This window comes from Stenotrophomonas sp. TWI700 (assembly GCF_039673645.1).
Classification (GTDB): Bacteria; Pseudomonadota; Gammaproteobacteria; order Xanthomonadales; family Xanthomonadaceae; genus Stenotrophomonas; species Stenotrophomonas maltophilia_AA.
Map to the genome: position 1 here is coordinate 33,403 of NZ_JBDJMB010000017.1, position 18,380 is coordinate 51,782.

14 protein-coding genes and 2 tRNA genes are annotated in these 18,380 nt (G+C 64.0%); all 16 read right to left on the minus strand.

All coding sequences use genetic code 11. The features are described from left to right. Positions 1–2 precede the first annotated feature (2 nt). Positions 3–1,187, minus strand: a complete 1,185-nt coding sequence (locus tag ABE473_RS12915) for a glycoside hydrolase family 18 protein (RefSeq protein WP_346489747.1) — start codon at positions 1,185–1,187, stop codon at positions 3–5. Positions 1,188–1,459: 272 nt separating this feature from the next. Next, entirely contained in the window at positions 1,460–3,568 is a 2,109-nt protein-coding gene (gene pnp / locus ABE473_RS12920) for a polyribonucleotide nucleotidyltransferase (RefSeq protein WP_346478109.1), read from the minus strand. Between the two features lie 147 nt (positions 3,569–3,715). Then, a complete protein-coding gene (gene rpsO / locus ABE473_RS12925) occupies positions 3,716–3,976 on the minus strand; it encodes a 30S ribosomal protein S15 (protein WP_038687260.1) in 261 nt (86 codons plus the stop codon). A gap of 172 nt (positions 3,977–4,148) precedes the next feature. Next, positions 4,149–5,060 (minus strand): tRNA pseudouridine(55) synthase TruB, encoded by a 912-nt coding sequence (gene truB, locus ABE473_RS12930; protein WP_346489748.1) that lies wholly within the window; start codon positions 5,058–5,060, stop codon positions 4,149–4,151. Between the two features lie 119 nt (positions 5,061–5,179). Then, positions 5,180–5,608 carry a 30S ribosome-binding factor RbfA gene (rbfA, locus tag ABE473_RS12935; protein WP_176989306.1) on the minus strand — a complete coding sequence of 143 codons (429 nt, stop codon included), beginning with the start codon at positions 5,606–5,608 and terminating at the stop codon, positions 5,180–5,182. Positions 5,609–5,683: 75 nt separating this feature from the next. Further along, a complete protein-coding gene (gene infB / locus ABE473_RS12940; RefSeq protein WP_346489749.1) occupies positions 5,684–8,326 on the minus strand; it encodes a translation initiation factor IF-2 in 2,643 nt (880 codons plus the stop codon). A 95-nt stretch (positions 8,327–8,421) separates the two neighbouring features. Next, the gene (nusA, locus tag ABE473_RS12945) at positions 8,422–9,933 is read right to left on the minus strand and encodes a transcription termination factor NusA (protein WP_176989304.1); all 1,512 of its coding nucleotides are present in this window, start codon (positions 9,931–9,933) and stop codon (positions 8,422–8,424) included. 4 nt (positions 9,934–9,937) lie between these two features. Continuing rightward, on the minus strand, positions 9,938–10,528 hold the full coding sequence (rimP, locus tag ABE473_RS12950) for a ribosome maturation factor RimP (protein ID WP_176989303.1): 591 nt from the start codon (positions 10,526–10,528) through the stop codon (positions 9,938–9,940). Between the two features lie 695 nt (positions 10,529–11,223). Continuing rightward, positions 11,224–11,300, minus strand: a tRNA-Met gene (locus ABE473_RS12955). A 199-nt stretch (positions 11,301–11,499) separates the two neighbouring features. Next, positions 11,500–11,576, minus strand: a tRNA-Met gene (locus ABE473_RS12960). 121 nt (positions 11,577–11,697) lie between these two features. Continuing rightward, positions 11,698–13,158: an NADH-quinone oxidoreductase subunit NuoN gene (gene nuoN, locus ABE473_RS12965; RefSeq protein WP_176989302.1), complete on the minus strand. Its 1,461-nt coding sequence runs from the start codon at positions 13,156–13,158 to the stop codon at positions 11,698–11,700. Positions 13,159–13,194: 36 nt separating this feature from the next. Next, positions 13,195–14,703, minus strand: coding sequence for an NADH-quinone oxidoreductase subunit M (locus ABE473_RS12970; RefSeq protein ID WP_019182687.1), 1,509 nt, complete (start codon positions 14,701–14,703; stop codon positions 13,195–13,197). Between the two features lie 23 nt (positions 14,704–14,726). Then, a complete protein-coding gene (nuoL, locus tag ABE473_RS12975; RefSeq protein WP_346489750.1) occupies positions 14,727–16,913 on the minus strand; it encodes an NADH-quinone oxidoreductase subunit L in 2,187 nt (728 codons plus the stop codon). Positions 16,914–16,920: 7 nt separating this feature from the next. Further along, positions 16,921–17,226, minus strand: a complete 306-nt coding sequence (gene nuoK / locus ABE473_RS12980) for an NADH-quinone oxidoreductase subunit NuoK (protein WP_019182685.1) — start codon at positions 17,224–17,226, stop codon at positions 16,921–16,923. Beyond that, the gene (locus ABE473_RS12985) at positions 17,223–17,879 is read right to left on the minus strand and encodes an NADH-quinone oxidoreductase subunit J (RefSeq protein ID WP_121041162.1); all 657 of its coding nucleotides are present in this window, start codon (positions 17,877–17,879) and stop codon (positions 17,223–17,225) included. Before ABE473_RS12985 ends, nuoK begins: the two co-directional genes overlap by 4 nt. A 9-nt stretch (positions 17,880–17,888) precedes the next feature. Then, positions 17,889–18,377 carry an NADH-quinone oxidoreductase subunit NuoI gene (nuoI, locus tag ABE473_RS12990; RefSeq protein ID WP_121038409.1) on the minus strand — a complete coding sequence of 163 codons (489 nt, stop codon included), beginning with the start codon at positions 18,375–18,377 and terminating at the stop codon, positions 17,889–17,891. Positions 18,378–18,380: the final 3 nt, after the last annotated feature.

Here is an 18,380-nt window from a genome sequence, read left to right on the forward strand (position 1 = left end):
AGCTACCGGGAATGGCCCTGGAACGGCGCGACCATTGCCTTGAGCAGAGTGCCCTGCGCGTCATCGCCGGTCAGCTCCCACATGAAGACGCCGCGCAGGCCGCTGTCCCTGGCGAAGCTCGCGCGCAGGCCGATCGAGGTGGGATCCTCGAAGCTGACGAAGACCTTTTCGGTGGCGTTGTACAGCCACGGGGTCTGCGCGACCGGGTGCCAGTGCCGCTCCCAGCCGGGCTGGCCGAGCATGCCGGCCTGGATCTGCCGCCAGTCACCGGCCGGGTGCGGCGCGCTGTAACGCTGGTAGAGGCCGTGGTTGGCATCGCCCTCCAGCGTGAAGCCACGGCCGTAGAACGGCACACCGAGCACCAGCTTCTCTTTCGGCACTCCCTGCTGCTCGTAGTACGCCACCGCCCCGGCCACGCTGTTCCAGCGCTTGAGTTCCGGCGCCAGCGGATCCTCCGGCACCGCGTGCAGCGGCGCGTTGAAGGTGGACACCGCCGAGAAGCCGGTGCCCATGTCGTAGCTCATCAGGTTGATGAAATCGAGCGTGCGGCCAAGTTCCTTGAGCTCATAGCTGCGCGCCGGATCATACGGACCATCGGTCTGCACCCGACCAGCAGGCAATGCCGCGGTGACCAGCCGATGCTGGCCGTCGGCCTTGTCCAGCGCATCGAGCTGGCGCCGGAACTCCTGCACCAGCAGGGTCATGTTGCGACGATCTTCCGGGCGGTCGGTGATATCGGTCGGCCCGCCATACACGGGGAATTCCCAATCAATATCCACGCCGTCGAAGCTGCCGCGGTGGCGCTCGAAGAACATCGCCACGCAGGAGGCCACGAAGCGCTGCCGGCTTTCCGCGGTCAGCGCCGCATCGGAGAAGCCCCCGGCGTTCCAGCCACCGATCGAGATCAGCGTATGCAGCGTCGGATGCGCGCGCTTGAGCGTGGCCAGTGCCTTGAAGTGCGCATCGGCCTGCGGCGCGACGACGCACTGACCCTGGTCGATGGTGGCGAACGCGTAGAACAGATGGGTCAGCGTCTCGGCCGGAATGTTTTCCACCGGATATCGGTCGGCGGAGCCGCCGGGGTAATAGGCGCCGATGACCGTGGGCAACGGCTCGGCGGCGGAGGCCGCCTGCGGCATCACGCTGGCGATCAGGACGGCAAGAACAGCGACGGCAGGACGGAACATGGGATCTCCCCGGTCGAAGGCGAGGCCACGTTAGCAGTGCAGCGCACCCTGTGCGTGCCATCGGTGACGATGTCCTGCGAATCCGTCCGGCGGACAGTCCATGCGGTCTTCCGGGCCGCCTCGTGACGTCATGCAACCTGCTGCAGCGTGACTGTTCGTGTCATACGGGTCGCATCGGGAACAAAAAAAGCGGGCCGAAGCCCGCTTTTTTTGTGTCTGCGAAAGCGTGAGGACCAGCGGTCCTCACCTGCCGCGAGATCGGCGTGGGCCGATTACTCGGCGGTGACGCCCTCGCCTTCTTCGACGGCCTTCATCGACAGGCGGATACGGCCCTGCTTGTCGACTTCCAGGACCTTGACCTTGACCACATCGCCTTCCTTCAGCACATCGCCGACCTTCTCCACGCGGTCGCTGGAGATCTGCGACACGTGGACCAGGCCGTCCTTGCCCGGCAGGATCGTAACGAACGCACCGAAGTCCATGATCTTGGCGACCTTGCCTTCGTAGATGCGGCCCGGCTCGACGTCCGAGGTGATCTGCTCGATGCGGGCCTTGGCAGCCTGCGCAGCGATGGCGTTGACCGACGCGATGACGATGGTGCCGTCATCCTGGATGTCGATCTGGGTGCCGGTTTCCTTGGTGATGGCCTGGATGGTGGAACCACCCTTGCCGATCACTTCGCGGATCTTGTCCGGGTGGATCTTGATGGTCAGCAGGCGCGGCGCGTAGTCCGACAGCTCTTCGCGCGGGGCGGTCAGGCCGTGGGCCATTTCACCCAGGATGTGCAGACGGCCAGCCTTGGCCTGCTGCAGTGCCTGCTTCATGATCTCTTCGGTGATGCCTTCGATCTTGATGTCCATCTGCAGGGCGGAGATGCCCTCGGCAGTACCGGCCACCTTGAAGTCCATGTCGCCCAGGTGATCTTCGTCACCCAGGATGTCGGACAGGACGACGAAGCGCTCGCCTTCCTTGACCAGACCCATGGCGATACCGGCCACCGGCGACTTGACCGGCACGCCGGCGTCCATCAGGGCCAGCGAGGAACCGCAGACCGAGGCCATCGACGAGGAGCCGTTGGATTCGGTGATTTCCGAGACCACGCGGATGGTGTACGGGAAGGCTTCCAGCGACGGCATCACTGCCAGCACGCCGCGCTTGGCGAGGCGGCCGTGGCCGATTTCGCGACGCTTCGGGCCCATCATGCGGCCGGTCTCACCCACCGAGTAGGGGGGGAAGTTGTAATGGAAGAGGAAGTTTTCCTTGTACTCACCGGCGACGGCATCGATGACCTGGCCATCACGGGCGGTGCCCAGGGTGATGGTCACGATCGCCTGCGTCTCACCGCGGGTGAACAGCGAGGAGCCGTGGGTACGCGGCAGGATGCCGGTCTTCACGGAGATCGGGCGGACGGTGTCCAGCGCACGGCCGTCGATGCGGACCTTGGTGTCGAGCACCGAGTTGCGCATGGTGCTGTATTCCAGCTCGCCGAATTCCTTCGACAGCTCGGCCGGGTTCCAGCCTTCGGCGGCGACACGGCCAGCCAGCGACTCGACCACGTCCTTCTTGATCGCCGAGATGGCGTCACGGCGCTGCAGCTTGTCGCGCACCTGGAAGGCTTCGCCCAGGCGCGGGCCGATGGCTTCCTGCAGGGCGCTGATCAGCACGTCGTTCTTGGCCGGGGCTTCCCAGGTCGACGGCTTGGTGCCGGCTTCCACGGTCAGCTCGTTGATCGCGTTGATGACCTTCTGCATTTCGCGGTGACCGAAGGTCACGGCGCCCAGCATCACGTCTTCGGACAGCAGCGCGGCTTCGGATTCCACCATCAGCACGGCGTTGGCGGTACCGGCGACAACCAGTTCCAGCTCCGAATCCTTCAGCTCGGTCACGGTCGGGTTGAGGATGTACTCACCGTTCTTGTAACCGACCTTGGCGGCGGCGATCGGACCCTTGAACGGGGTACCGGCCAGCGACAGCGCAGCCGAGGCACCGATCAGGGCAGCGATGTCACCATCGATGTCCGGGTTCAGCGACATCACGGTAGCGATGATCTGGACTTCGTTCTTGTAGTCTTCCGGGAACAGCGGACGGATCGGGCGATCGATCAGGCGCGAAATCAGCGTCTCTTTTTCGGTCGCGCGGCCTTCGCGCTTGAAGAAACCGCCCGGGATACGGCCACCTGCGTAGAACTTCTCCTGATAGTCGCAGGTCAGGGGGAAGAAATCCTGGCCCTCACGCGCGCTCTTGGCGGCAACGGCGGAGACCAGCAGCACGGTGTCGTCGAACTTGACGATGACGGCACCGCCGGCCTGACGGGCGATTTCGCCGGTTTCAAGCGTGACGGTGTGCTTGCCGTACTGGAAGGTTTTGGTGATTTTTGCCACGGGGGTTTCCTTGGATGATGCTTTCTTCAATGGACCGCGGGCGACCCTTGCCGCCGACGGGTGACCGGTTGTCCGGCCCATACGTTTGATGCGGTACTGCCAAAACAAAACCGCGGCGCATTCCTGCGCCGCGGTGGGGGTTCGTGCTTAGCGACGCAGGCCGAGCTTTTCGATCAGGGCCTTGTAACGCGGAGCGTCTTTCTTCTTCAGGTAGTCGAGCAGGCTGCGGCGACGGTTGACCATCTGCAGCAGACCACGACGGCTGTGGTGATCCTTCTTGTGGGTCTTGAAGTGGCCGGTCAGCAGTTCGATGCGGGCGGTCAGCAGAGCGACCTGGACTTCCGGGGAGCCGGTGTCAGCCGCGCTGCGCTTGTTGTCTTCAATGACCTTCTGGGTGTCGATCGACATATCTTTTTTCTCTTGGATGCGTGGCCCGCAGAAACGTCCCATTGACGTACCGCGCGACTCGCCGTGAACGAAAGGATGAACCCGCAGAACGCGGGAAGCCTGAAAAGGCCGCGGAATTGTAACGTCCGTGGCCCTCCGGAACAAGGACCGGGCGGGTCCCGGGCCGGGTCGGTCAGAGGTTGAACAGGCGCTGCGGCGCCAGCAGACCGGTCTCGTCGACCTGGCCCAGGCCCTGGATCGCCTCGCCCGGGCCGAAGACGACCACCCCACCCTGCGGCCAGCCGGCGTCGCGGATGCGCTGACCCACGCGGAAGCGGGGGGTCTGCTCGTCGTCCAGCGTGACCCGGGGGTAATGGGCCAGACCTGCGTCGAGCGGCAGCAACAGGGCCTCCATGCCGGCCTCATCGCCCTGCTCGGCCAGGGCCCGCAGGGTCTCCAGGGTGACCATCGGGGCGTCGCGGAAGGGGTCCACCCACAGCCGGCGCAGGCCGGCGATATGCGCACCGCAGCCCAGGGTCTCGCCGAGATCCCGGGCCAGGCTGCGGATGTAGGTGCCTGAACCGCAGGTCACCCGCAGGGACAGACGCGTCGGCTGCTGGTCCAGCACCTCCAGGGCGTGCACCTCGACATCGCGCTCGGGTGCCTCGATCGCCTCGCCGCGACGGGCCTTCATGTACAGCGGCTCACCGCCCTGCTTGAGCGCGGAATAGATCGGGGCGCGCTGGCGGATGCGACCGCGCAGCGGGGCCAGCGCCGCCTCCAGCTCCACTGCGCTGATGGCCGGGACCGGGCGCTCGCGCAGCACGGTGCCATCGGCGTCATCGGTATCGGTGGTCTGGCCCAGCACCACCTCGGCGTCGTACGCCTTGGCCGAGCCGAGCAGCAGGCCGGCGATCTTGGTGGCTTCACCGAAGCACAGCGGCAGCAGGCCGGTGGCCAGCGGATCCAGGCTGCCGGTGTGGCCGCCCTTCTCTGCCCGGTACAGGCGACGTGCCACCTGCAGGGCCGCGTTGGAGCTCATGCCGGTGGGCTTGTCGAGCAGCAGGATGCCATCCAGGCGGCGGAACGAAATTCGAGGTGCCATGCATTCAATTCAAAAACGGCGCCGTGTGGCGCTGCCGGTCAATCCGGCCTCCGGCGGAGCGGTCGCGCTGCGACAGGCCCCGCCCCATAAGACAACAGCCCTTTCGGGCTGTTGGTCCATCAGACTTTCTTTTCGCCTTCGTCGGTGTCGTCTTCGACACCTTCATCGCCTTCATCACCCTGCCGGCTCTTCTCTGCCGCCAGCGTATCGGGCAGGTCGCGCAGGATGTTGTCGATGCGCTCACCGCGGTCCACCGAATCATCGTAGTGGAAGTGCAGCTCCGGCACGTGGCGCAGCTTCATCGCACGCGCCAGCTCCATGCGCAATTCCCAGGCCAGTTCCTTCAGGCCCTTCATCGCTTCCACCGAACGTTCGGGCATCAGTGCCGTGACGAAAATCTTGGCATGCGCCATGTCACGGGTGATTTCCACGTCCGAGACGCTCACCGAAGGCAGGCCGTGTACACGCACGGCGTTGTGCACGAGCGTCCCCAGTTCGCGGCGGATCTGGGCGGAAACACGGTCGGTTCGATGGAAGGTCTTTGGCACGGTAGGCGGACTCGTCTTGAAGGGTAATGCGTAAGCGAAAAAGCCGGACCGCGTGATGCGGCCCGGCCTGGAACATTACAGGGTGCGCGGCACTTCGATACGCTCGAAGCACTCGATCTGGTCACCCGGCTTGACGTCGTTGTAAGCCTTCACGCCGATACCGCATTCGGTACCGTTGCGGACTTCCTCGACGTTCTCCTTGAAGCGACGCAGCGATTCCAGCTCGCCTTCGAAGACCACGACGCTGTCGCGCAGGACGCGGATCGGCTTGCTGCGCTTCACCGTACCTTCGATGATCATGCAGCCTGCGACCGCACCGAACTTCGAGCTGCGGAACACATCGCGGACCTGGGCGATACCGATGATCTCTTCGCGGATTTCCACGCCGAGCAGACCGGATGCCACCTGCTTCACCTGATCGATCACGTCATAGATGATCGAGAAGTAACGCAGGTCCACGCCGTTGGACTCGATGATGCGACGCGCGGAGGCGTCGGCACGCACGTTGAAGCCGATCACGGTGGCCTTGGAGGCAACCGCCGAGTTGGCGTCCGACTCGGTGATGCCGCCCACGCCGGAGTGGATCACGTTGATGCGGATGTCATCGTTGGACAGCGCGACCAGTGCCTGGCTCAGCGCCTGCACCGAACCCTGCACGTCGGCCTTGATCACCAGGTTCAGCACCTGCTGGCCATCGCCCTTGCCCAGGGTCGCCATGATGTCTTCCATGCGGCTGCCGGCAGACTGCACCAGGCGCGATTCACGGCGCTTGGTTTCGCGCTGCTGCGCGACGTCCTTGGCCAGACGCTCGTCTTCAACCACGACGAAGTCATCGCCGGCATCCGGCACGCCGGACAGACCCAGCACCTGCACCGGAATCGACGGACCCGCCTGGTCAGGCTGTGCGCCGGTTTCGTCGAACAGGGCGCGCACGCGGCCGTACTGGATACCGCAGACCAGGTAATCGCCCTTCTTCAGCGAACCCTGCTGCACCAGCACGGTGGCGATCGGGCCGCGACCCTTGTCCAGCGAGGACTCGATGACCACGCCGGTGGCGCGACCGTCGGCCACGGCCTTCAGTTCCAGCAGTTCGGCCTGGATCGAGATCGCATCCAGCAGGTCGTCGATGCCCAGGCCAGCCTTGGCCGAGATTTCGACCATCTGGGTGTCGCCACCGAAGTCTTCGGACACGACCTGCTCAGTGAGCAGCTCGTTCTTGACGCGCATCGGATCGGCGCCGGACTTGTCGATCTTGTTGATCGCCACGATCAGCGGCACACCCGCCGAACGGGCGTGCTGGATGGCTTCCTTGGTCTGCGGCATGACGCCGTCGTCGGCAGCCACCACCAGCACCACGATGTCGGTCAGCTTGGCACCGCGGGCACGCATGGACGTAAACGCCGCGTGGCCCGGGGTATCCAGGAAGCTGATCACGCCCTTCGGCGTTTCAACGTGGTACGCACCGATGTGCTGGGTGATGCCACCGGCTTCGCCCGTGGCGACCTTGGTGCGGCGGATGTAATCCAGCAGCGAGGTCTTGCCGTGATCGACGTGGCCCATGATGGTGACGACCGGCGGACGTGCCACCGGCTCGCCCTGGTTGCCACCGGCCAGCGCCAGCAGCGCGTCTTCGGCGTCGTTGGTGTTGGCACGGATCACGTTGTGGCCGAGTTCTTCGGTCACCAGCGCGGCAGTATCGTGGTCGATGGTCTGGGTGATGGTCGCCATGACGCCCATCTTGAACAGCGCCTTGACCACATCGCCGCCCTTGACGGCCAGCTTCTGGGCCAGATCGGCGACGGTGATGGTGTCGCCGATGGTCACGTCACGCACGATCGGAGCGACCGGACGTTCGAAGCCATGGGCACCACCGCCGCTGCGCGACTGGTTGCTGTCACGGCGGCTGCCGTGCTGCACGCGCCCGGTCGGACGACCGCGCGAGTTGCTGTTGTTGCCGCGGCGGGCACGATCGGCGGCCGACAGATGCAGCTGACCGGCGAAGCGGTTGCCACCATCGTCGTCGCGCTTGGCGCCCGGACGGTTGTTGTTGTTGTTCGAGTTGCGATCGTCCGAACGCGGTGCCGGACGGGCAGTCGACGGTGCAGCCGGACGCGCATTGCGGGCCGGTGCATCGGCAGCAGCAGACTTGGCCGCAACCGGGGCCGGAGCCGGCGGTGCGTTCTTGGCCGCTTCGGCAGCGGCTTCGGCCGCCTTGCGCTCGGCTTCGGCACGTTCCTTGGCGTCGATTTCTTCCTGACGCTTGCGGGCGATTTCTTCATCGCGCGCACGGTCCTTCTCGGCCAGTGCGCGCTGCTCGTCCAGATTGCGCTGGCGGGATTCCTCCAGCTTGCGCAGGATGTCGGCGCGCTCCTCATCCGCGGTCATCGGCTTGCCGCTGGCGTCCTTCATGTAGGTACGCTTCTGGCGCACTTCCACGTTGACGGTGGTCTTGCTGCGGCCGGCGCTGACGGTCACTTCCTGCAACTTGCGACGGTTCAGGGTGATCTTCTTGGCGGCTTCGTCGGTGCTCTCGACGGGCTGCTCGGTCTTGCCGTGCGAGCGACGAAGGAAGCCCAGGAGCTTCACCTTCTCGGTACTGGTCACGACCTGGTCGGGACCGCTGAACTTCATGCCGGCTTCGGCAAGTTGTACGAGCAGTTTATCGACCGGGGTATTGACCAGTTCGGCAAGCTTGCGGATGGTGGTTTGCTGCGACATTCGGATCCTATGATCTGGTTGGCGCTCCCTCGAAACGTGCGAAGGCAGCGCGGAGTCTAAGCCCTGAGCGGGTCAGGGCACTGTTCATCGCTGGCTCATTCGCCGCGCTCCAGGCGGGCGATCTCCTCGGCTCGGGCGGCAAGGATCAGGGCGGCGGCGCGCTCCTGGTCCATGTCCTCGATGCCGAACTCGAGGATCTCGTCGGCGGCCAGGTCCGACAGGTCCTCACTGGTACGCACGCCATGACCGGCCAGGGCGTAGGCGGTCGCCTCGTCCATGCCTTCCAGGGCGAGCAGGTCTTCCGACGGCGAGCCGTCTTCCAGACCTTCTTCCACCGCCAGCGCTTCGTTGAGCAGCGCATCGCGGGCACGGGCACGCAGCTCTTCGACGATGTCTTCGTCGAAGCCTTCCACGGCCAGCAGTTCGCCGACCGGGACGTAGGCGATTTCTTCCACGGTGTTGAAGCCTTCGGTCACCAGGATGGCGGCGATTTCTTCATCCACTTCCAGCTTGTCCATGAACAGCTGGCGGGCAACGGTCTGCTCTGCCTCGGACTTGGCGGTCACCTGGTCCTGGGTCATTACATTGAGCTGCCAACCGGTCAGGCGGCTGGCAAGACGGACGTTCTGACCGCCCTTGCCGATCGCCTGGGCCAGGCGCTCTTCCGCCACGGCCAGGTCCATCGAGTGCTTTTCTTCATCGACGATGATCGACTGCACTTCCGCCGGCGCCATCGCATTGATGACGAAGTTGGCGGGGTTCTCGTTCCACAGCACGATGTCCACGCGCTCGCCATTGAGCTCGTTGGACACGGCCTGCACGCGCGAACCGCGCATGCCGATGCAGGCACCGATCGGATCGGTACGCGAATCGTGGGCCAGCACGGCGATCTTGGCGCGGTCGCCCGGATCACGTGCACAGGCCTTGATCTCGACCAGGCCCTGGCCGACTTCCGGCACTTCGAGCTTGAACAGTTCGATCATGAATTCCGGGGCGGCGCGGCTGATGAACAGCTGCGGGCCACGCGGTTCCGAACGGACTTCGGCCAGGTAACCGCGCACGCGGTCGCCAGCGCGCAGTACGTCGCGCGGAATGCCCTTGTCCTTCGGGATGAAGGCCTCGGCGTTGCCGCCCAGGTCCACATAGATGTTGCCGCGCTCGGCGCGCTTGACCACACCGGTGACCAGTTCGCCGACGCGATCCTTCCACGCATCGACCACCTGCTGACGCTCGGCCTCGCGCACGCGCTGGACGATCACCTGCTTGGCGGCCTGTGCGGCGATACGGCCGAAGTCCGGGTTTTCAATCTGCTCTTCGATGAAATCGCCGACTTCCACGCCGTCGGCTTCATCGATGGCGTCCATCAGACGGATCTGGCGGTCCGGAGACTCCATGACCACGTCATCGGCCACCACTTCCCAGCGGCGGAAGGTTTCGTAGTTGCCGTCCTTGTGGTCGATCGACACACGGGCCAGCACTTCTTCTTCCGGGTAACGCTTTTTGGCAGCCGAAGCCAACGCGGCCTCGATGGCATCGAAGATGACTTCGCGCGGGACGCCTTTTTCGTTGGCGACCGCATCCACTACCAGCAAAAGTTCCTTGCTCATTGGCTCACTCCGCGCGCGGCTTTTTGGCCGCCGGCTCGTTGGATGGTTTCTTGTTCGCCTTGCCACCCTGTTTGGGTGCCGGGCCAGTCGGTTTGGTCGGAGCCAGGCCGAGGGCGGCCCAGTCCGGCATGATGCGTGCCTTGTCGATGTTCTCGATGTCGGCGGTGAACGGAGCATTGTCGACCTTGAAGGTCACCGTGCCCTGTTCGATATCCACGGCGAGGATCTCGCCCTGCAGACGGCGACGGCCGTCCTGCGGCAGGCTCAGCGTCACCTTGGCGGATTCGCCGATGGCGCGCTCGAACTGCGCGCCGGTGAACAGCGGGCGATCCACGCCCGGCGAAGACACTTCCAGCGTGTAGTTCGCCGTGATCGGGTCTTCGACGTCCAGCTGGGCGGACACTTCGCGGCTGACGCGCTCGCAGTCGTCGATGTTGACGATGCGCTCGGGTTGTTCGGCCAGCGGCACGTCGATGTACAGGCGCAGCGTTGCGCCGCCCGGTGCGGTCAGATACTCCACGCCCAGCAGCTCGAGACCCAGCGACTGAACGGTGGGGGCGAGCAGATTCGCGATTTCGGTTGCCTTGTCGCTCACAGTCGGCCTTGATTCGTTGAAAAGAAATACGGTCTGGTCCATTGCATGGACCACCTTCCGGAAACAACAAAGGGCCCGTTGGGCCCCTGTCCGGTACAACTCCGGTCATGCTGGATTCCGGTGCAGATGCGCACGTGGTGCGCGTCTGCGAGCCCAGCGTTCCGGGGGTCACGGCGGCCTGGGTACAGGTTGCCGTTCCTGGAAGCCGGTTGCGGGGCCTGTTCATATCCGTTGAGGGGATATGAGTAGACAGTCCGCTAAGCCACTGATGATAGCCGTTGCACCGCGCTGGTGCAATGGTTGGGGTGGCTACTGGTGCCTCTATTCGGAAAGCTGAACAGCGGAGGCGGGCTGTTTAGGCTTTCGTCGAGGGCATCGGTGCAGGCAGGTCCGCGGGAAGCGCCGTGAACCCCGCTCCGCGGTCCGGCCCAGCCGCTGGCGGCTGTGCGTTCGAGCGCATGCGAGGCAGTGCCTCGCAAGCAATGCGCTCTCACCCTTGGGGGCTCATGGGCGACATCCATGTCGCCCCAATGGTCCCGCCAACCTGCCCCAACCGCCGCCTGCACACATGGCAGGTCAGTCATCGAGGTCAGGTGCAAAGGCACAGCAAAAGCTGGGCGATGCCATAACGAAAAAAGCGACCTCGTTGCCGAGATCGCCTTTTCGTCTACTGCATCTGCACTGCAGATTTTCTGTGGTAGCGGGGGCAGGATTTGAACCTGCGACCTTCGGGTTATGAGCCCGACGAGCTGCCAGACTGCTCCACCCCGCAGCAGAAGCGGAATTGTAAGGGAGTTTGAGTTCCCGTGCAACCCCTTTGAAACATTTGCTGTGCGACAGCCATTGGCCAACGCCAACGCCAACGCCAACGCCAAACAACCAGCGCGAGCCGAACCCTGGAACGAAAAAAGCGACACCGTTTCCGGTATCGCTTGATTCGTCCACTGCCTCCGGCTTGCACCGGAGCTATATGGTAGCGGGGGCAGGATTTGAACCTGCGACCTTCGGGTTATGAGCCCGACGAGCTGCCAGACTGCTCCACCCCGCAGCAGAAGCGGATGAGTGCGGAAGACCCGGGGGACTTCCTAGCAACGATGTTCTGGCGAAACCGCTGCATCAACAACTCAGGAGATGAATATTACACGAGTTGCGCACGTTTGTATCGTTTTTTACGAAATATGTGCAAATGCCTGCTGGCACCACACCATGATCGGGTTCCACGCCACGCCGAGCGCCAGCAGCGCCAGCGCATTCACGCCCAGCACCACGCCCAGCACGCGGTCGTTGTTGGCCGGCAGCGGCTCGCCCACCGGCTCATCGAAGTACATGACCTTGATGACGCGCAGGTAGTAGAAGCAGCCGATCACGGCGCAGATCACACCGACCATGGCCAGCCACAGCATGTCGCCCTGGATCGCCGCGCCGAGCACGGCCAGCTTGGTCCAGAAGCCCAGGAACGGCGGAATGCCTGCCAGCGACGCCATGATGCACAGCACCAGGCCGGCCATCCACGGGTTGCGGGCATTGAGGCCCTTGAAGTCTTCGATCTTCTCGGCTTCAAAGCCATTGCGCGACAACGCGATGATCGCGCCGAACGCCGCGGTGGACATGATCGCGTAGCTCAGGGCGTAGAACAGCGCCGCCGAGTAGCCCCGCTCGCCACCCCCGGCCATGCCCATCAGCAGGAAGCCGATGTGCGAGACGGTCGAGAAGGCCAGCATGCGCTTGAGGTTGGTCTGCGCGATCGCCATCAGGTTGCCGATGACCAGCGACAGTGCGGCCAGGCCACCGATCAGGTACTTCCACTCGTCGGCCAGCGGACCCACGCCCATTTCCAGCAGGCGGTAGGCCATGCCGAACGCAGCCAGCTTCGGGGCCGAGCTGATGAACAGCGCGACCGGTGCCGGAGCACCCTGGTACACGTCGGGCAGCCACATGTGGAACGGGGCCGCACCGAGCTTGAAGGCCACGCCGGCGATCATGAACACCGCGCCGGTCAGCAGCAGCATCTTCTCTTCGGTGTGCGGGATGGCCGCATTGATGGCGTCCAGGTGCAGCGAGCCGGTGGCGCCGTAGATCAGCGACATGCCGTACAGCAGCAGGCCCGAGGCCAGCGAACCCAGCACGATGTACTTCATCGCCGCTTCCGAGGCCAAGCCGTTCTCACGGTTGCTGGCGACCAGTGCGTAGGAGCACAGGGCCAGCAGTTCCAGGCCCAGGTAGACCATCAGCAGGCTGCCGGCCGAGACCAGGATCATCATGCCCGCGGTGGCGAACAGGATCAGCACCGGAATCTCACCCTGGTAGAGCTTGCGCTCGCGCAGGTAGCTCCAGCCGTAGATCAGGGTCAGCCCGCTGCACAGCACGATCACGGTCTTCATCACGTCGGCCGCGTTGTCGCGGACGAACATGCCGTGGAAGACCTCGCCCTGCCCGCCCACTCCGGTGGCGAGCATGAAGAACACGACCGCCAGCGCAGCGATCGAGAACAGGTGGGTCCAGATCTTGTTCTTCTCACTGATGAAAAGATCAAGCATCAACAGGGCGAACGCACTGCCGACCAGCACCAGCTCGGGAGCGAGCGGCGGGAGGTCAGCGGCGGTCAGTGGCAACAGCGGCGAGGTGGTCATCATCAAATCCTGGAATCAATACTCTCGACGGCCCGATTACAGCAGCTTGCTGGATGCGATCTGCATCGCCAGCTTCGCGATCGAGGGCTCCATCAGGTCGGTCAGCGGCTTGGGGTACAGACCCAGGGCAAGGGTGCCCACGGCGAATACACCCAACACCAGCCACTCGCGACCGTTGATGTCCTTCAGTTCGGCGACATGGGCATTGGCCACTTCACCGAAGAACACGCGCTTGTACAGCCACAGCGTATACGCCGCGGTGATCACCAGGGTGCTCGCCGCGCCGAGTGCCAGCCACGGATTGCGCTGGAAGCTGGCCATGATGATCATGAACTCACCGACGAAACCGCTGGTACCCGGCAGGCCGGCATTGGCCATGAAGAACAGCATGGCGAAGGTGGCGAACCAGGGCATCACGTTCACCACGCCGCCGTAATCGGCGATGCGGCGGCTGTGCATGCGGTCGTAGAGCACGCCGACGCAGGAGAACATCGCACCGGACACGAAGCCGTGCGAGACCATCTGCACCATCGCACCCTGCAGGCCCAGGCGGGCCGCATCCGGGTTGCCGGCGTCACGCACCAGCCACATGGCGATGAAGGTACCCAGGGTCACGAAGCCCATGTGCGCGATCGACGAATAGGCGATCAGCTTCTTCATGTCGTCCTGCACCAGGGCGACCAGGCCGACGTAGATCACTGCCACCAGCGACAGCGCGATCACCAGCCAGGCCCACTCGTGCGAGGCGTCCGGCACGATCGGCAGGTTGAAGCGCAGGAAGCCGTAGCCACCGATCTTCAGGGCGATCGCCGCCAGGATCACCGAACCGGCGGTCGGCGCTTCCACGTGGGCGTCCGGCAGCCAGGTGTGGACCGGGAACATCGGCACCTTGACCGCGAAGGCGATCAGGAAGGCGAAGAAGATCCAGGTCTGTTCCTTGCCCGACAGCTGCAGCTGGTACAGGTCGGCCAGCTGGAAGCTGCCGCCCTTCAGGTACAGGTAGATCAGCGCCACCAGCATCAGCACCGAGCCGAGGAAGGTGTAGAGGAAGAACTTCAGCGCGGCGTAGATGCGGCGCGGGCCGCCCCAGACACCGATGATCAGGAACATCGGGATCAACATCGCTTCGAAGAACACGTAGAACAGCATCGCGTCCGTCGCCGAGAAGATACCGACGGTGACGCCTTCCAGGATCAGGAAGGCGGCCACGTACTGGTTCACGCGCTTGTCGATCGCGCTCCAGGCACCGATCAGGGCCAGCACCGAGACCAGGGTGGTCAGCAGGATCAGCGCGATCGCGATGCCGTCGACGCCGAGGTTGTAACCGATGTCGTAGGCGGGGATCCAGGCGCGGGTCTCGACGAACTGCAGCGCGTCGATTCCCGTGTCATAGCCGCTGAGCAGCGACAGGCTGGCCACGAAGGTCAGCACCGCGACGCCCAGGGACGCCCACCGGGCGGTTTGGGCATCCCGGATGGCAAGGATCAATGCACCGCCGATGATCGGCAGCCAGATGAGAACACTAAGTAGGGGCCAGTTCGACACGTCTTCTTATTCCGTACAGGTCATCAACGCAGGTAATGCATCAGGACGCCCAGAAGGGCAATCAGGCCGATGATCATCGCGAAGGCGTAGTGATAGAGGAAACCGGATTGGGTGCGACGCAGCAGGTTGGCCGCCAGATCGATCAGGCGCGCCGAACCGTTGACCACCACACCATCGACCACATTCGTGTCGATCGCGCGCGAAACCTTGCCGAGCTTGATACCGCCGCCGGCGAAACCGCCGATCCAGAGCTTGTCGAAGCCGTACTTGTTCTCCAGCACCGACACGATCGGCGCGAAGGTCTTGCGGGCCTTGCCGGCCAGTTCCGGCTTCCACAGGTAGAACAGCGCTGCCAGCAGGAAGCCCACCACCGTCAGGATGAAGGCCGGGGCCATCATGCCGTGGATCGCGAAGGCAACCGGGCCGTGGAACTCTTCGGCCAGCGCACCGATGGTGTCACGCGCCGGGACGTAGAAGTCGACGATGCCGGTGAAGAACGAATGCGCCTGGCCCGGAATGGCGGTCTCGGCGTGGTGGCCGGCCCAGTCGGTGCCGTACAGCATCGGACCAATGCTGAAGAAACCGATGACCATCGAGGGGATCGCCAGCAGGATCAGCGGCAGCGTCACCACCCACGGGGTTTCGTGCGGCTCATGCGCGCCATGGCCGTGGCCATGGTCGTCATGATGCGCGTCACCGTGGTGCGCGTCGGCAGCATGCCCGTCAGCGGCGTGGTGATCGTCGTGGCCATGATCATCATGCGCGTCGCGGAAGCGTTCCTTGCCATGGAAGGTCAGGAACAGCAGACGGAAGCTGTAGAAGCTGGTCACGACCACGCCACCCAGCACCGCCCAGTACCCGTAGGTCGCCACCCAGCTCGAGGAGACATGCGCGTGGTGCTGCGCGGCCTCGATGATGGTGTCCTTGGAGTAGAAGCCGGAGAAGAACGGGGTACCGACCAGGGCCAGCGTACCGATCCACATGGTGACGAAGGTGATCGGCATGTACTTGCGCAGGCCGCCCATCTTGCGCATGTCCTGCTCGTGGTGCATGGCGATGATCACCGAGCCCGCGCCGAGGAACAGCAGCGCCTTGAAGAAGGCGTGGGTCATCAGGTGGAACACGGCCGCCGAGTACGCGGACACGCCCAGGGCGACGGTCATGTAACCCAGCTGGGACAGCGTGGAGTACGCGACGACGCGCTTGATGTCGTTCTGCACGATGCCGATCAGGCCGGTGAAGAACGCGGTGGTGGCACCGATGAACAGCACGAAGTTCAGCGCGGTCTGCGACAGCTCGAACAGCGGCGACATGCGGGTGACCATGAAGATGCCCGCGGTGACCATGGTCGCCGCGTGGATCAGCGCCGAGATCGGGGTCGGGCCTTCCATCGAGTCCGGCAGCCAGACGTGCAGCGGCACCTGGGCCGACTTGCCCATCGCACCAATGAACAGGCAGATGCAGATCACGGTGGCGACCGACCAGATCACCGGCTCGCTCATCACCGGGATGGAGGTGCCGAACAGATCGATCGTGCCCGACCAGATCTGGATCACCGCATCCGGGTGGCCCAGCACCTGGGCATTGGCGAACACGGTGGCGTAATCGAGGGTGCCGAACACCCACAACACGCCGGCGATGCCGAGGATGAAGCCGAAGTCACCGACACGGTTGACCAGGAAGGCCTTCATGTTGGCGAAGATGGCGGTCGGGCGCTTGAACCAGAAGCCGATCAGCAGGTACGAGACGAGGCCCACCGCTTCCCAGCCGAAGAACAGCTGCAGGAAGTTGTTGCTCATCACCAGGGTGAGCATCGAGAAGGTGAACAGCGAGATGTAGCTGAAGAACCGCTGGTAGCCCGGGTCATCCTGCATGTAACCGATGGTGTACACGTGCACCAGGAAGGACACGAAGGTCACCACGACCATCATCATCGCGGTCAGCTTGTCGACCATGAAGCCGACGTGCGCCGAGTACTGGCCCACTTCGAAGAACGTATAGATGTTCTGGTTGAACGGCTGGGCACCGCCCCACAGCAGCATGTACAGCACGTAGCTGGACAGCACGCAGCTGACCGCCACGCCGAGGATGGTGACCGCCTGCGCGCCAGCGCGACCGACCTGACGACCGAACAGGCCGGCGATGATGCTGCCGAACAGCGGTGCGAGCACCACTGCGATCAACAGACTCTTGGAGAGAGTGATTTCCATCTACGGATCAGCCCTTCAGCGAATCGACTTCGCCGACATTGATGGTGCGGCGAGTACGGAACAGGGTTACCAGGATCGCGAGGCCGATGGCGGCCTCGGCCGCGGCCACGGTCAGGATGAAGAAGACGAACAGCTGTCCGGCCGTATCACCCATCTCACGCGAGAACCCGACGAAATTGATGTTGACCGACAGCAGCATCAACTCGATGGACATCAACAGCACGATGATGTTCTTGCGGTTGAGGAAGATGCCGGCGAGGCTGATGCAGAACAGCACCGCGCCCAGCGCCAGAATGTGGCCAAGGGTGATCATGGCTGCGCCTCCTCATTGCTGGACGGCTTGATGTTGGTGTGCACGACCGGCTTCTCCACGTCCATCTTGACGATGCGCAGACGGTCGCTGCCCTTGACCATGGTCTGCTCGGACGGGTTCTGGGTCTTCAGGCCGGTGCGGCGACGCAGGGTCAGCATCACGGCGGCGACCACGGCCACGGTCAGGATGACGGCGGCGAACTCGAACGGCAGCAGGTATTCGGTAAACAGGCTGCGGGCCAGCCAGGTGATGTTGGAGGTGTCAGCCGCCAGCGCGGCAGCGTTGTCGGCCGGGAACGGATTGACCGCCCTGCCCTTCACGCCGATCAGCACCAGCATCTGCACGAGCATCGTCACCGCCACCACCAGGCCGAGCGGCAGGTAACGCACCCAGCCCTCACGCAGGTTGGAGGGATCGATGTCCAGCATCATCACCACGAACAGGAACAGCACCATGACCGCGCCGACGTAGACCAGCACCAGCGCGACACCGAGGAACTCGGCCCCGACCAGGATCCAGATGCAGGCCACGGAGAAGAAGGTCAGGATCAGGCACAACACGGCATAGACCGGATTGCGCACGCTGATCACCGCCGCGGCGGAAATGCCCGCCACGATGGAGAAGACCCAGAAACTGATATTTACCCAATCCATCATTCGACCTCAGCGGAAAGCGGCATCGGCGGCGCGACGCTCGGCGATCTCGGCTTCAAGCCGATCACCGATGGCCAGCAGCTGCGGCTTGGTAACGATGTTCTCGCCACGGTTCTCGAAGTGGTACTCGAGAATGTGGGTCTCGACGATCGAGTCCACCGGGCAGCTTTCTTCACAGAAGCCGCAGAAGATGCACTTGAACAGATCGATGTCGTAACGGGTGGTACGGCGGGTGCCGTCCTCGCGCTTGGCCGAATCGATGGTGATCGCCAGCGCCGGGCACACCGCTTCGCACAATTTGCATGCGATGCAGCGTTCCTCGCCGTTGGGGTAGCGGCGAAGTGCATGCAGACCGCGGAAACGCGGCGACTGCGGGAACTTCTCCATCGGGTACATCATCGTGTACTTCGGCTTGAAGGCGTACTTCAGGGTCAGCCACAGACCACCGAGCAGCTCAAGGAGCAGCAGGCTTTTGAAGTAATGGGTAATTCGGTTCATCGC